Genomic DNA, 14,950 nt, shown 5'->3' on the forward strand with positions numbered 1-14,950 from the left:
AAATATGGATATGCCCGATCTAGACAAGGCTCCCCGACCGGAAGAAAGCCTCGGAAATTACCTGCGCCGGGTTCGCAAGGCGATGAACCTGACGCAAGAGGAAGTCGCGAGCGCGGGGGGACTCCACAAACAAACGCTGTTAAAAATCGAGGCGGGAAAATCGAGCAAACTTAGCAAAAAAACCCGTCAGGGGTTGGTGTACGCGCTGAAGATCCCGGAGGAATACCTAAACGCTTTCCGCGAGAACGCGGAAGCTTTACCCATCCCGCGGACGCTGAAAATCTGTCCCAAGTGTTGGCAGGTGGGAACGCGACCGGAGACGCAATGGCTGGATCTCCGATCGAAATACTGTTTTCTGTGCGGGGGGGGACTGCGGGATCGGTGCGACTGCGGACAGACGATCGCCGATTGGCGGTACGCGTTCTGTCCCTACTGCGGTAAGGGGTTGGCTACTCTACGGTGATGGTCTCTCCCTGTAGCGCGAGGGATCGATCGAGCGCGTGGAGGACTTTCACCAGTTCCGTCGCGGTCGTGCCGTTCGCGGGGGGAAATTCCGTATTCGTGGCGATCGAGTGGAGGAATCGATCGCACACCTCCCGTAACGGTTCCCCCTTGGTCACGGGGATAATTTCCGTTTTTTGGTCGATGGGGAGAAAATAATCGCCCTGGCGATCGAAAGTGCCTTTCTGTAGTGTTAACGGCGCTTCCGGGGATAATTCATCGAAAATTAAAGTTCCGGTAGTTCCGGCGATCGCTAAACGTCTCTGTTTATCCGGATTCAACCAGCACAGGTGAATGTAAGCTTCAAAGCCATCGGGGTAAATCAACGTCGCCTGGACGAGATCGGCGATATTCGGTTGTAACCAAGTGATTCCCCGCGCCTGTACGCGGACGGGACGACTATCGAGCCAGTGATTGAAAATCGCGATATCGTGAATGGCTAGATCCCACAACGCGGAGACATCCTGACGCACCGGCCCTAGATGGGAACGAGTCGCGTAGCCGTAACGGGGTTGTCCGATCGAACCGGATTGTAGGACGTTTCGCCCCTCGCGAACCGCCTCGTGAAAGAGATAGGTATGATCGACGAAGAGGATACGGCCTCTCTCGCGGGCCTGTCGGGTCAGTTCCTCGCACTCGCGGGGATCGAGGGTGAGGGGTTTTTCCGCGAGGACGTGGTAGCCCCGATCGAGCGCTTCGGTAATTAGGGAATAATGGGTGATCGCGGGGGTGACGATGACCACCGCGTCGATATCGGGGCGATCGCGGAGGGAATTCCAATCGGTGGTAAATTCGATCGAGCGATCGTCCAGTCCGAATTTATCGCGACAGGAATCGAGTTTTTCACGCGAGGGGTCAACGACCGCCACCAATCGCGCCGCGGGATGGGAGGAAAAATGACGCGCGAAATGAACCCCCCAACGTCCGACCCCTAAAACGGCGATTCCTGTCTGCATGGTTAACGCGAGATAAGCGAATGTAGTTCACATTGTAGGGCGATCGGGCCGGGGGCGATCGAACGCGAAACGCCCGATCGCTTTCCAGTCGATCGGGCGTTATTTCTGTCGATTCACCTTACCGAAAAATACGGCGAATCTTTCTTGTTTACTGTAGACCTAACCAGGATAATAAGCCTTTTCCGGTCAGGTACTCGATTAATAGGGTAATAACGAAGCCTATCATCGCCGCTCTGCCGTTTAAGCGTTCGGCGTAGTCGTTAAAGCCGAATTTAGGATCTTCTAATTTGGGCGCGCGGGTCGGTTGTGGTTCTGTCATGATGGATGATCTTATCGGCGATTTACATTTCTTTACATTATCTCACGGGAGTTAACCATCGGACGGCGCCCCGTTAACTCCCGAGGGGAAATTAATCCCGACCGTTCAGGGCGATCAACAGACGCAGGATAAAGACAAATAGATTGATGTAGGTTAGATACATCGATAGCGCGGCGGCTAGGTACTGATCGTCGCGGTAGGTACGGGGAAGGATGTAGAAATCCACCACGGAACATCCCGCGAAGAGGAAAACACCGGCCCCGGAAATCGCGATCTCTAGCCAGGTCGGGGCGATCACACCGAAAAAGCTCAGTACCAACTGCGCGACCATGACGAGTAACAGGGCGAAGATACCGATATATACCGTCTGGGTGAGGGCTAACCCGTCTTTATCGGATAGGTTCGAGCCAATATTTCTACCGAGAACGAACGCGATCCCGCAACCGAGAGCGGCGATACCGATTCCCTGTAATCCCACTCCCGAAGTCCCTAATGCTACATAGACGATTCCACTGAGGGTATAGCCGGACAGAAGACCGTACAGGGCGAGAAGAGGGAGCGCGGTGCCGTTATTCCCTTTTTCCGCGACATTACGGGCGACAAAGAAAAGAGCGATCTCGGCGATGATAGCGACGATGAAAGAGGGCATGAAAAACCCCGGATTGGATTGGAGAACGCCCAATCCGCCGTAGGTTCCCACCGCGGTTAGCACCAGTCCCCCTCCGAGATAGGGGAGGGCGTTGGCGATGACCTTCGGACCGATTAGCGATTGGCCGCGGGCCTCGCGTAAAGCTTGACGGAAGTTACTGGTATTACTCATGGTATGGAAGTTTCTAAACGTCACTGATTAACCTTTTTAGCGTGGATCGCCCCGGATTCGCTAGTCAAGAATACCGATTTTCCGGGGGACGGTAGGGGTTATTTCTTTAATCGAGGTTAATCCTTCCTTTATCGTATCGAAAAAAATGGGGCGGGTGCGGGGCGGGGTTATCCGGGGGACTCTTCCGGGGGAACGTACCGACCCGATCCCGGACACTACAGCGCGACCGCTCGCCCCGTAAAGGTTTTCCCAGTATCGTCCCGCGTGATCCCGCCGTGGCGATCGAGCGAGAGCGAGACGACAACCGGGTCGATCGGGACGCGTACCTCCGTAAGATCACGGAAAAAAAGGCTAGAGAGCGTGACGATTTCCGTAGATCGATCGTAGTAAGGAAATTCCCGGATGTTGACAATAGAGACTGATACAGGAACTTGATGATCGTCGCTCGAATCTCCGGTAGAACTCATGACCAATCAATCTCTCGGCATCCGTAGTATGGAACTCCTGATCGCGTACTCGCGCGATCGTTCCCTTTCTCTCCGCAATCGGTTAGTAGAGATCAACGCGGGCCTAGTGCGTCAGGTCGCCCACCGTATCAGTAATCAATGTTCGGAACCCTACGAAGATCTCGAACAGATCGGCTATATCGGTTTGATTCGAGCGATCGAGCGGTTCGACCCCCATCAGGGATGCGCCTTCAGTTCCTTCGCCATTCCCTACATCCGCGGCGAGATGCTTCACTACCTACGCGATAAAGGAAGCGTCCTCCGCATTCCCCGACGCTGGCAGGAACTTTACACCCGAGGCAAAAAACTCCGCAAACAGTTAACCGTTTCCCTCGGTCGCCCTCCCAAGGAACCGGAAATCGCCAAGGCGCTGGGAATTTCATTACAGGAATGGCACGAGTGTCAGTTAGCCCTGCAAAATCGTCTGATGGTCAGTCTGGACGCGAACGTCAGTCAGGTGAACGATGGCGTGATCAGTTTCGGCGAGACCCTTCCCGATCCCCGTTGCCAGATGCAGAGAAAATGGGAGGAAGAACGCCTGCAACTGCAAAGAGCGATGAGCCAGCTAGAGGATAAAACGAAAGCGGCGATCGAGTGTGTTTTCCTCCGCGATCTCCCCCGCAAAGAAGCGGCGAAGGAAATCGGCATCAGCCCCATGACCGTTACCCGTCATCTCCAGAAAGGTATAGAACAGTTAAGCGAGTTGTTAGAACCCTCGGTCGCGTGAGATCGATCGAGCATCAAGTTGTCCGGACACTTCCTTTCGCATCGCGAGGCACGATCTCGATCGTGTCTTTTTTTGTTGGTAGTTCGCTTCTTAAAACGAGAGTTGCTGAAACAGATCGGCGACGGGAAAGGTGAAGCCGGGGACGACATCCTCGCCATCGAGAGTATCTACCGATTTTAGTAATCGATCGGGTTCGATCGCGGAACGATAGACCAATATATAATTCTGAGTCGGGTTAATTATCCACGCTAGGCGAGTTCCGTTCTCGAAATAGTCTTGGAGTTTATCATCGATTTCTTCTACGGTATTACCCGGTGATAGGATTTCAACTACCAAATCGGGCGCGCCTTCTAAATAGCCAGTCGGAACATCTTGCATTCCCTGTAAGCGTTCTTTAGAGAAAAAAGAAATATCGGGAGAGCGCTTATTTCCATTTTTCATCTTAAACGCGGTACTAGAGTCACACAAAATTCCTAATTTTCGTGCCGTAACCACCGAGAATAAAGCGGAACTTAAAATAATCGCGATATAACCGTGTTTCGCACCCGAATTTCCCATATCTACTAACTCTCCATTAACCACCTCGTAACGATGCCCGTCATCGGGTAACGCCATGAATTCTTCATCCGTCCATATCTTTTTGTCCGGGGACTCGATCGCCAGTTTCTCCAGAGTAGACATATTTTGACTCCACGCCGAGCAATATCTATATCCTATCCTCTCGTTCATCTCCCCCGATCGCCCACAACGAGCGCGTTATGATTGTTAAGGACTATTTCACCCCGTCAAGATGTCTCAATCCGACTCCATCCGTATCCGTGGCGCGCGACAACACAACCTCAAGAACGTGGACCTGGAGTTACCGCGCGATCGACTGATCGTGTTCACGGGGGTATCGGGTTCGGGGAAATCCTCGCTCGCGTTCGATACGATTTTCGCGGAGGGACAGCGCCGGTACGTGGAGTCGTTGAGTGCTTACGCGCGGCAGTTTCTCGGACAACTCGATAAGCCGGACGTGGACGCGATCGAGGGGTTGAGTCCGGCGATCTCGATCGATCAGAAATCCACTTCCCACAATCCGCGCTCGACCGTGGGAACGGTAACAGAAATTTACGATTACTTGCGTTTACTCTTCGGACGTGCCGGGGAACCCCACTGTCCGCACTGCGATCGCAATATCGCCCCGCAGACGATCGATCAGATGGTCGATCGAGTCATGGAACTGAGCGATCGAACCCGTTTCCAGCTTCTTTCCCCCGTTATTCGCGGCAAAAAAGGCACTCATAAACAATTACTCTCCGGACTGGCCTCGCAGGGATTCGCGAGGGTGCGGGTCGATGGCGAGGTGAAGGAACTCTCGGAAGGATTCGAGTTAGATAAAAAATACAGTCACGACATCGAGATCGTCATCGATCGACTCATTAAAAAAGAAGGATTAGAAGAACGGTTAGTCGATTCCCTCACCACCTGTTTAAAACATTCCGACGGCATCGCGATCGTCGAGATCCTGGGCGATGAAGCGATCGAGAACGATGGCAAAGTGAAAGAGATCGTCTTCTCCGAAAAGTTCGCCTGTCCCGAACACGGGGCGGTTATGGAAGAATTATCCCCCCGTTTATTCTCCTTTAATTCGCCCTACGGAGCCTGTCCGAACTGTCACGGGTTGGGCAGTTTACGGAAATTCTCCGCGGAATTAGTTATCCCCGATCCCAAGCAACCGGTGTACTCGGCGATCGCTCCCTGGTCGGATAAAGATAATTCTTATTATTTATCGATTCTCTACGGATTGGGACAGGCTTTCGGTTTCGAGATCCAGACCCCGTGGTATAAATTAACCGAACCACAACAGGATATTATTCTCCACGGTAGTGAAGAACCTATCTATTTCGATGACGATTCCCGGTACGGTAGCGGCAAGGGATACCACCGGAAGTTCGCGGGAGTTCTCAATATTCTCGATCGGAACTATCAGGAAACGACCTCGGATATTATTAAACAGAAATTAGAGAAATATATTATTAACCAAACCTGCGAGGTCTGTCAGGGGAAACGATTGAAGCCCGAAGCGATAGCGGTACGTTTGGGACGTTTTTCGATCACCGATCTCACGGGCGCGCCGATCCGCGATTGTCTGGAGAAAATCGACCGTTTCGATCTCACTCCCCGACAGGCGTTAATCGGTGAATTAGCTCTACGGGAGATCCGATCGAGATTGCGGTTTTTACTCGATGTGGGGCTGGATTATCTGACGCTCGATCGAGCGGCGATGACCTTATCCGGGGGCGAATCTCAACGTATCCGACTGGCGACACAGATCGGTTCCGGATTGACGGGAGTTCTCTACGTTCTCGATGAACCGAGCATCGGACTCCATCAACGGGATAACGGAAGATTGTTAGAAACCCTGCACAAATTACGGGATCTCGGAAATACTTTAATCGTGGTCGAACACGACGAGGACACGATCCGCGCCGCGGATTATCTGGTCGATATCGGGCCGAAAGCGGGCATTCACGGCGGTGAAATTGTCTGTACGGGCGATTTAAAAACCCTCTTGAAAACGAAAGAATCGCTCACGGGGGCATATCTTTCCGGACGGAGGGCGATCGAGACCCCTAACCGACGACGCGGGGGGAACGGGTCTTCTCTGGTGCTGAGAAATTGCCATGAAAATAACCTGAGAAATCTCGATATCACCATCCCGCTCGGTAAATTGGTCTCGATCACGGGGGTATCGGGATCGGGAAAATCGACCTTAATTAACGAGTTGTTATATCCCGCCCTACAACATCATTTAAGCCGTCAAGTTCCCTTTCCGAAAAAGTTAGATAAAATCGAGGGATTAGAGGCGATCGATAAAGTGATCGTCATCGATCAATCGCCCATCGGTCGCACCCCCCGATCGAACCCCGCGACCTATACCGGTGTTTTCGATATTATCCGCGAGGTTTTCACCGAAACGATCGAGGCCAAAGCGCGGGGATATAAAGCCGGACAATTCTCTTTTAACGTCAAAGGGGGACGGTGCGAGGCTTGCGCGGGACAGGGAGTGAACGTGATCGAGATGAATTTCCTCCCCGATGTCTACGTGCAGTGCGAGGTGTGCAAGGGAGCGCGCTACAACCGGGAAACCCTACAGGTCAAGTATAAAGGCTACTCGATCGCCGATGTTCTCGATATGACGATCGAGGAAGCCTTGAGCGCGTTCGAGAATATCCCCAGGGCCGCCAGTCGTCTACAAACCCTCGTCGATGTGGGCTTAGGCTACTGCAAACTCGGCCAGAGCGCGCCGACCTTATCCGGGGGGGAAGCGCAGAGGGTAAAACTCGCCTCGGAACTATCCCGACGCGCCACGGGAAAAACCCTCTATCTCATCGATGAACCGACGACGGGATTATCTTTTTACGACGTGCATCACCTGTTAGACGTGTTACAGAGATTAGTCGATAAAGGCAACTCGATCGTCGTGATCGAGCATAATCTCGACGTGATCCGCTGTAGCGATTGGATTATCGATCTCGGGCCGGAAGGCGGCGATAAAGGAGGGGAATTAATCGCGGCCGGAAGCCCGGAAACGGTGGCGAAATCGGAGCGATCGTACACCGGACGCTATCTTGCGAAAGCCTTGGAACAGTACCCGCCGAAATCGGATTGAGGCGGGAGGCAGGAGGCAGGAGTCAGGAGTCAGGAGTCAGGAGTCAGGAGTCAGGAGGCAGGAGGCAGGAGGCAGGAGGCAGGAGGAATCCGCGAAAATCGAATCGGTAGTTTAAACGCACGACAACTTATCTTATCCAAATGAAAAAACTGTAGATAACCTCGTTACAGCCTTTCTCAGATAAATGAGGTGCGTTTTGGGAGCTAGAATCCTTTAGTAGCAAGGGTTTGTCTGTACTTCACCTTTACGAGAAAGGCTGTAAGTATCTAAGCGAAATTAATTACATATCTCGCTAACTCTCTTGCCTCTTGCCTCTTGCCTTTTGACTCTATAAAAATCCATCTTATACCGGATAACTCCCGGTAATTTTCTCTCTCAAGATTTCGGGAGCGATCGACCGATCTTTCTCTAGGAAGGCGCGAGAAAACCGTTCTTTCGCGTACAGTGAACGAGACGGGAAACGCGCGAATAATAACCGCGTTTTTCAGAGAACCCGGCCTTTCTAGAGGGTAGAAATCATGGAACAAGTGACCGATCGCTCCGGTATTTCCCCGCGACGGGAGGGAAACGAACCGGCAGAAATCGAGCGTTGGGCATCGCTGATCGGTGGCGGCGCGCTCGTCTTAACGGGACTGAGACAGGGTTCTCTCCGCGGCGCGTTAACCGCGATCGCCGGGGGGGGATTACTGTATCAGGGCCTCACCCATCAAAGCACGATCGAGCGGGCGAAAGAAGCGATCGGCGCGGCCAACACCATTAAGGTGGAAAAAACGGTGACGATCGATCGCACTCCCGCGGAACTCTATACTTTCTGGCGCGATTTCGAGAGATTACCGACTTTTCTCAAACATATCAAATCCATCACCGTCTTGAATGACCGACGCTCGCGCTGGGTCGCGACCGCGCCGTTACAGGATGTCGAATGGGAGGCGGAAATTCTCAAGGATGAAACCAATCATCTCATCGCCTGGGCATCGGTAGAAGGCTCGCAGATCGACAATTCCGGCTTTATCCGCTTTCAACCGGCCACCGGCGATCGGGGTACGGAAGTCAAGCTCGTCCTCGAATACTCTCCCGCGGGAGGAGCGATCGCCAACACGATCGCCAAACTCTTCGGAGAATCGCCGGAACAGCAGATCGGCGACGATTTACGCCGTTTCAAACAGTTAATGGAAGCCGGGGAGATCGCCACCACCGAGGGACAACCGCGTTGTTCTTAATGCAGGAGTCAGGAGTAAAAAAGATATGAAAAGATCGATCGATATCGCGCGGAAAATCGTTTTCCGTTTCTTTGTACTGATTTTAGTGGAACTCGCCTTAATGCTCGGATTGGCGATCGGCAACAGTATTCCCGCGTTCGCGGCCGATACTCCCGATTATCCGATCTACGGTGGCCGCATGAATCGCGAGGTACGGAAAGCCCCCGCGGACTTGCCGAATGTCGATGAAAAACCGGAATCCGTCACCAAAACGATCGTCGAGAGACTGAACCTCGATGAACCGATTCCCGATAGCACCAAAAAATTCTTCGAGCAGATCAAAGGAAACGCGCCGATCGAGAACGCCACCCATCCCGAACTCTACAATAATGGAGAGAAATAAGCATGAAAGCGGTTTGCTGGCACGGGTCCAACGATGTCCGGGTCGATAACGTTCCCGACCCGAAAATTCTCAATCCCCGCGACGCGATTATCCGGATCACCTCCACGGCGATCTGCGGTTCCGACCTGCACCTGTACGATGGCTATATTCCCACCATGCAATCCGGGGACATCCTCGGCCACGAGTTCATGGGGGAAGTGGTCGAGGTCGGATCGGAAGTGAAACGGGTGAAAGTGGGATCGCGCGTGGTCGTTCCCTTCACCATCGCCTGCGGAAACTGTTTCTTCTGTCAGCGCGATCTCTGGTCCCTGTGCGATAACACCAACCCGAACGCGTGGATGCTGGAAAAGATGTACGGCCACTCCCCTAGCGGTCTCTTCGGATACTCGCACATGATGGGGGGCTACGCGGGAGGTCAGGCCGAGTACGCCCGCGTTCCTCACGCGGATGTCGGATTACTGGAAATTCCCGAGGGATTGACCGACGAACAGGTACTTTTCCTCACCGATATTTTCCCGACCGGCTACATGGCCGCGGAAAACTGTAATATCCAGCCGGGGGACACGATCGCCGTTTGGGGATGCGGCCCGGTCGGTCAATTCGCCATCCGAAGCGCGTTCATGCTGGGCGCGGAACGGGTGATCGCCATCGATCGCTTTCCCGAACGGTTACAGATGGCCCGCGAGGCCGGCGCGGAGATTATTAACTACGAGGAGATGGATTCCGGGGAAGCCCTCAAGGAAATGACCGGGGGACGCGGCCCGGATGCCTGTATCGACGCGGTGGGGATGGAAGCCCACGGAACCGACGCGCTGGCGATTTTCGACGGGATCAAGCAAACTTTCCGCATCGAAACCGATCGACCGATGGTACTGCGTCAGGCGATCGTCGCGTGTCGCAAGGGGGGAACGGTTTCGGTTCCCGGTGTCTACGGGGGATTTATCGATAACGTCCCGATCGGCGCGGTGGTGAATAAAGCCCTAACCATCAAATCCGGTCAGACCCACGTTCACCGCTACCTGAAACCCCTCCTCCAACGGATTCTAAACGGCGATATCGATCCCACCTTCGTGATCACCCATCGTCTCCCGTTAACCGAAGCCCCCCACGGCTACGAGATCTTCAAACACAAACGGGAAAACTGTATCAAAGTAGTTCTTAAACCCTAGATAGGAAGCGGAAAGGGAAATACGGGTAGGGGCGGGGTATTCCCGCCCGATTTTTCGTAAATATTCTCTAAATAACACTCGAAATCGTTTTTTACGGAAACGGTCGCAATAAATCTGTCGCCCGATAGATGTGGAACTGCTCGATCGCCACCCCACCGCGCTTAATGGGAATCGCGCCGACTTTCTCGATTTTTCGGAAATAGGGACGGTATCGATCGATCTCCGCCGGTCGTTCCGCGAAAACATTCGTCGTGATTAACAAACCATCTTTGCCGATCCAATCGCGCGGATCGGTCCAGATCTGAAAACCCCGCGTGTCCCCGGTAAAAGGGGCGATCGGGACGGGAACGAGAGGATACAGCGCCATATCCAACCAACCCGCGAGATAATAACTGTGGGTGAAAACAAAACCGGTATTTTTTAAGAGGGATAGTAATTCGGGAGAATCGGCGAATCCCTGTCGCAATTGGGCTATATCAACCACTTCTCTCGACGGATCTTGTTCGGGCGGTACTAAACCACCGAAGAGCGAGTATTGACTCGGTTTTTGGAAAGTGCCGAGATTGAGATGGAGAAGGGTTAACGCGAGCAGGGTAACGATCGCTATCCCCGAGCCGACGATCCACCGTTTCACGCCTTTTTTCGAGTATTTTTGCCATTCCACCGCTCGATCGCCCAGTAAGATCGTGCAAGACCAGAAACCGGGCAAAATCCAACTGGGGGCGAGATGATGGTAAGCGCCGATATAGGTAAACCCGAGGATTAACGGCAGGGAAACGCAGAGAATCAACCACTGTTTCAAAGATCGATCGTCGCGGTGGAAGAAAGTTTTCCGGGAGAAAAACGCGGGAATCTGCCGGCCGAACGTTTGTAAAGTCACCCACCACATCGGTATCCCAAACGTCGGACACATCGTTGCAACGCTGATCGCGAACACCAGAAAAACCCGGAACAGGCTAAACGTCGATCGTTCCCTGGAAAATCGAGAACCGAGATGAAAGCGAAAGGAAATCCAATCGTGTTGGTTATTCCAGTATAGGATCGGGAATAAAGTCACGATAAAGCCGATAATCGCGAGAAGTAACCACGGCGATCGAAAAACCCGCCAGTACCGGGGAGTTGTCAGACAGAACAAAACTAAACCGATTCCCAAGAGAAAACCGTGATATTTACTTAAAACCGTCAATCCGACCGCGATTCCCAGCAACGCGACCCGATAGGTAGGACGGTACGGCCGTTCACCCGCGGGGAAAAATTCTACCGAAGCGAGATACACCGTCAGCGACCAGAAAAAGATTAGCGGGCTATCCGGTAGGGTGAGGATACCGAAAACGATCGAGTAAACCGGGATCAGGGTCGCCAGTACCAGAGACATACGGGCGATAGGTAGAGAAAATAGCCGTAGTGCCGTGAGATATAACAAAATCAGGCTGGCCGTGTGAAAAATCAACGTTCCCCAGCGAATCGTGAATTGATTCACCTGCCCCGTCAGCCAAGTTCCCAACCCGGTCGAGAGCGCGACCATGATCGGATGATCGAAAAAACTCCAATCGAGATGGTGGGTGTAGGTGTAGTAATAGGCTTCATCGTAACCGGGATAAAGCCAGAGGGCGACAATCACCCGAAACAACAGCCCGAAAGCTAAAATCGAGATGGCAAAGCGATCGCTAAGTATTTTTCTCAAAATTTCTACCTCGTCTCTCGCGAAAGGCAGAGATAAGCGGTAAACCGAATCATTGGCTACTATATCACCTCGCCCCGACGCGAGAATTCTATCCGTTTCCCGATCGATGGGCGAGAATGAATCTAGAAATCCCCGTCGAGGAGTAGTGCAAGTGTTCAAAACGATTATCGTCGCCCTAGATTGCACGGACACATCCGATCGAGTCCTGTCCGCGCTAGATTCCCTCTCGTTACCCGCGAACGCGAAAGCGATCCTCGCGCGCGTCCTCTCGGAAAACGACGGTGAAGCCACTCTAGAACGTCCTCACGATTCCCGCGAGATCGTCGAGGAACAACTGAAAACGTATCAATCTCGCGTTCGCGTCTCCAGTGAGATCGAAATACTCACCGGAGATCCCGCGGAGGAAATTATCCGTCTCGCGAATATCCATCAAGCCGATCTAATAGCGATCGGGACTAGGGGACTAAAAGGGGTCAAACGAGTCATCGAGGGATCGGTGAGCGCCCAGGTCGTGGCCGAAGCGCCCTGTTCGGTTTTCGTGGTCAGGGGATAAAGACACGGGGGACAAAAGACCGTAAACCGTAAACCGTAGGGTGGTTTGGCGAAGCGTAACCCACCTAGAAGAAGTTTAACCCACCCAGAAGCAAGATACGGGAGAATAAATCGGTTTTATAACGGAATATCAACGCTGTCTTCCCGATTCCCTACCCCCTGTTTCCGCCTTAGCCGATTTCCCCGCTAAAAAATTTTAGAATCTTGGGAATGATAGAGTAGGTAAGACGATTAACTAGCGGTGTGATGAAGGTCAAAATTCCCCCGGTCAAATTCTCTCGCCATCTCCGCGAATGGGCGGTTCCCCTGTTCTCCGTCGCCACTTTTATTCCTCTTTGCGTCGTTTATCTCGCTTCCTCGAAACCCGAGACCGCGCCGACCCGTTCGGTGATTCCTTCTCCCCCCCCGATCGCGCCGGTGGCCGATCGATCGCTTCTCCCCCCGTCCCCGATCGCCCCGAAACCGCTAGAATCGCCGCTTATCCAGCCTTCCCCCGACAAGAAACCCCTTCCGGCGGTAGAGAAGAAACCCGAGGTAAAAACCGCCAAACCGCCCGCGAAAGTCCCGGATGTAGCGAAAAACGCTAAGGAACCCGCGAAAGCCCCTACAATCGCGAAAAAAGCCCACTCCCATCGCTCGATCGCTAGGAGACCCCCGGTCAAACAGCACGCGAGACAGCACCTCGTCGTTCCCGCGAACTATACCCCTCCCCCGCTAGAGATCCGCGTGGCGATCGAACAGGACGTGAATAGCGTCGTGATCGGCGTATCGAGTCCGGCGATCGTCACCGATCGAAACGGACGGGGCTTGAAAACCATCGCTCCCGGCGAGGGGTTATGGGTTTCCCCGGACGGATCGGGTCTAAAAATGGGCGATTCCAGCCTACCGGAAGTGATTTTCGTACAACCGACCACGAGAGACGGTCTCGTGTACGTGGACGATCGCTGGTATCGCGGTAAAGTCCTGCTCGTCTCGCGGGGCAGTAGTCTTTTAGTCGTCAATCACGTCAATTTAGAGGAATATCTCTATAGCGTGGTGGGCAGTGAAATGCACTCGACCGCGCCCGCGGAAGCGTTGAAAGCCCAAGCGATCGCCGCGCGTTCCTACGCCCTCGTCCATATGATCCGTCCCGCCAGTCCCTGGTTCAACCTCGGCAACACCCAACGCTGGCAGGTATACAAAGGCATTCAAAGCGAGTACCAATCCACCCACAACGCGGTCAACGCGACCGCCGGACAGATCCTCAGCTACAAGGGAGGAGTGGTAGAATCCCTCTACGCCGCCACCGACGAGATCGTTCAATGGGCGCACGGGGGCCGCGGCATGAGTCAAACCGGCGCCTATCAACTCGCCAACCAAGGCTACGATCACCAGCGAATCCTCGGCAATTATTACCCCGGCGTGAGCGTCGCGCGTTTAGTCCTGCAACAATAAGCGGAGGCAGGAGGCAGGAGTCAGGAGTCAGGAGAAAATTACAATATATATTCTCCCTATCATCTCCCCCATCTCCCCACCCCATCAGGGCGCGTATCGAACCCTTAGGGAGGATAAACGCTCGATTTCCGCTCCTAGCGACTGTAAAACTTCCCGACTGACGCATTTAAGTTTCTGTACCGCGTAGGGGCGCGTTTCTTCCGGGCTATGGTTGCCGCGTCCGTCGAGTTGTCGTTGGACGGGTTTGGGACGGGTGGGGGTGTTGAGTTGAATCTCGCTCGGTTGTAGGCGTTTTAAGAGATTTATATATTCTTTTCGGGCGTTTTCGTCCCAATCGGTCAGAAGCATCGTCTGGATCGCCAGTTCCCCCCGATAATCTTTCCGGAATGCCTCGATTCCCTGTAGGATGTTCTCTAGATCGATCGCTCCCGCCGGCCGGTTCACCCGTCGCAGTCGTTCCGAGTCGGGCGCGTCCAGTTTCACCGCGACTTTATCGGCTAGAGATAACTCCCGACGAACTTCGGGGTCGTGCAATAACGTTCCATTTGTTAGCACGATTAGGGGCTTTCGCATCAAATTTTTAACATCTTGTAATATCTCGCCGAGATTGAGCGCGAGAGTCGGTTCCCCGCTACCGCTGAGGGTGATGCAGTCGATCTCGTTCCCGTCGAATTCCCGTAAATCTTCGAGAACTCGGGACGTGGGGATGAAAATCTGTCGGTTTAGCTGTAAACGCTCGATCGATCCCAACTGGCAATAGACGCAGTTAAAGGAACAGGTGGAGGTACTACCGATGGGGTCGATTCCGAGCGATCGACCGTAGCGCCACGATGTCACCGGGCCGTATACCGAGGTAAACCGAACCGTCTCTCCCATGTTTCCCCTCTAGAATTCTCTTTCCCCTTCCATTCTAGAGCGGGAACCCTTATCAGGAGCCAAGAGTTTCTAAGCAATACTAGGGTTTGCCTAGCTCCTGACTCCTGACTCCTGACTCCTGACTCCTGACTCCTGACTCCTGACTCCTG

17 protein-coding genes are annotated in these 14,950 nt (G+C 53.4%); 9 read left to right on the plus strand and 8 right to left on the minus strand.

What is annotated here, in order from left to right; translation table 11 throughout:
- Positions 1-10: 10 nt before the first annotated feature.
- Positions 11-463, plus strand: coding sequence for a helix-turn-helix domain-containing protein (locus V0288_RS16315; protein ID WP_332866196.1), 453 nt, complete (start codon positions 11-13; stop codon positions 461-463).
- Here V0288_RS16315 and V0288_RS16320 read toward each other — a convergent pair.
- The 4 genes from V0288_RS16320 to V0288_RS16335 all read right to left on the minus strand — a co-directional run bounded on the left by V0288_RS16320 (position 450) and on the right by V0288_RS16335 (position 3,063).
- Positions 450-1,457 (minus strand): Gfo/Idh/MocA family protein, encoded by a 1,008-nt coding sequence (locus tag V0288_RS16320; protein WP_332866197.1) that lies wholly within the window; start codon positions 1,455-1,457, stop codon positions 450-452. The two genes, V0288_RS16315 and V0288_RS16320, sit on opposite strands and share 14 nt — an antisense overlap.
- Before the next feature lie 148 nt (positions 1,458-1,605).
- Positions 1,606-1,776, minus strand: a complete 171-nt coding sequence (locus V0288_RS16325; protein WP_332866198.1) for a hypothetical protein — start codon at positions 1,774-1,776, stop codon at positions 1,606-1,608.
- A gap of 91 nt (positions 1,777-1,867) precedes the next feature.
- On the minus strand, positions 1,868-2,596 hold the full coding sequence (locus V0288_RS16330; protein WP_332866199.1) for a Bax inhibitor-1/YccA family protein: 729 nt from the start codon (positions 2,594-2,596) through the stop codon (positions 1,868-1,870).
- 215 nt (positions 2,597-2,811) lie between these two features.
- Positions 2,812-3,063 (minus strand): hypothetical protein, encoded by a 252-nt coding sequence (locus tag V0288_RS16335; protein ID WP_332866201.1) that lies wholly within the window; start codon positions 3,061-3,063, stop codon positions 2,812-2,814.
- On the opposite strand from V0288_RS16335, the gene V0288_RS16340 reads away from it, so the two are divergent.
- Positions 3,062-3,829 carry an RNA polymerase sigma factor SigF gene (locus V0288_RS16340; protein ID WP_332866202.1) on the plus strand — a complete coding sequence of 256 codons (768 nt, stop codon included), beginning with the start codon at positions 3,062-3,064 and terminating at the stop codon, positions 3,827-3,829. The genes V0288_RS16335 and V0288_RS16340 overlap by 2 nt on opposite strands.
- Positions 3,830-3,919: 90 nt before the next feature.
- Here V0288_RS16340 and V0288_RS16345 read toward each other — a convergent pair whose 3' ends face one another.
- Positions 3,920-4,510, minus strand: coding sequence for a Uma2 family endonuclease (locus V0288_RS16345; protein ID WP_332866203.1), 591 nt, complete (start codon positions 4,508-4,510; stop codon positions 3,920-3,922).
- A gap of 109 nt (positions 4,511-4,619) precedes the next feature.
- On the opposite strand from V0288_RS16345, the gene uvrA reads away from it, so the two are divergent.
- From uvrA to V0288_RS16370, 5 genes are all read left to right on the plus strand, one after another.
- A complete protein-coding gene (gene uvrA, locus V0288_RS16350) occupies positions 4,620-7,484 on the plus strand; it encodes an excinuclease ABC subunit UvrA (RefSeq protein ID WP_332866204.1) in 2,865 nt (954 codons plus the stop codon).
- The gene (locus tag V0288_RS16355; RefSeq protein WP_332866205.1) at positions 7,444-7,599 is read left to right on the plus strand and encodes a hypothetical protein; all 156 of its coding nucleotides are present in this window, start codon (positions 7,444-7,446) and stop codon (positions 7,597-7,599) included. The genes uvrA and V0288_RS16355 overlap by 41 nt, the downstream gene beginning before the upstream one ends.
- A 403-nt stretch (positions 7,600-8,002) precedes the next feature.
- Positions 8,003-8,704: an SRPBCC family protein gene (locus V0288_RS16360; protein ID WP_332866206.1), complete on the plus strand. Its 702-nt coding sequence runs from the start codon at positions 8,003-8,005 to the stop codon at positions 8,702-8,704.
- A gap of 25 nt (positions 8,705-8,729) precedes the next feature.
- Positions 8,730-9,086, plus strand: coding sequence for a hypothetical protein (locus V0288_RS16365; protein WP_332866207.1), 357 nt, complete (start codon positions 8,730-8,732; stop codon positions 9,084-9,086).
- A gap of 2 nt (positions 9,087-9,088) precedes the next feature.
- On the plus strand, positions 9,089-10,255 hold the full coding sequence (locus tag V0288_RS16370) for a zinc-dependent alcohol dehydrogenase (protein WP_332866208.1): 1,167 nt from the start codon (positions 9,089-9,091) through the stop codon (positions 10,253-10,255).
- 91 nt (positions 10,256-10,346) lie between these two features.
- Here V0288_RS16370 and V0288_RS16375 read toward each other — a convergent pair whose 3' ends face one another.
- On the minus strand, positions 10,347-11,939 hold the full coding sequence (locus V0288_RS16375; RefSeq protein ID WP_332866209.1) for an ArnT family glycosyltransferase: 1,593 nt from the start codon (positions 11,937-11,939) through the stop codon (positions 10,347-10,349).
- A 151-nt stretch (positions 11,940-12,090) separates the two neighbouring features.
- On the opposite strand from V0288_RS16375, the gene V0288_RS16380 reads away from it, so the two are divergent.
- On the plus strand, positions 12,091-12,492 hold the full coding sequence (locus V0288_RS16380; protein WP_422661998.1) for a universal stress protein: 402 nt from the start codon (positions 12,091-12,093) through the stop codon (positions 12,490-12,492).
- A 245-nt stretch (positions 12,493-12,737) separates the two neighbouring features.
- Positions 12,738-13,925 carry a SpoIID/LytB domain-containing protein gene (locus tag V0288_RS16385; RefSeq protein WP_332866213.1) on the plus strand — a complete coding sequence of 396 codons (1,188 nt, stop codon included), beginning with the start codon at positions 12,738-12,740 and terminating at the stop codon, positions 13,923-13,925.
- 84 nt (positions 13,926-14,009) lie between these two features.
- Here V0288_RS16385 and V0288_RS16390 read toward each other — a convergent pair whose 3' ends face one another.
- Together V0288_RS16390 and V0288_RS16395 are read right to left on the minus strand one after the other, a co-directional pair.
- Positions 14,010-14,801: a radical SAM protein gene (locus tag V0288_RS16390; RefSeq protein ID WP_332866211.1), complete on the minus strand. Its 792-nt coding sequence runs from the start codon at positions 14,799-14,801 to the stop codon at positions 14,010-14,012.
- The coding region (locus tag V0288_RS16395; RefSeq protein WP_332866212.1) for a hypothetical protein at positions 14,759-14,950 on the minus strand (192 nt) is incomplete at its 5' end. The genes V0288_RS16395 and V0288_RS16390, both read right to left, overlap by 43 nt.

The sequence above is a fragment of the Pannus brasiliensis CCIBt3594 genome (genome assembly GCF_036688125.1).
GTDB classification, from domain to species: Bacteria; Cyanobacteriota; Cyanobacteriia; order Cyanobacteriales; family Microcystaceae; genus Pannus; species Pannus brasiliensis.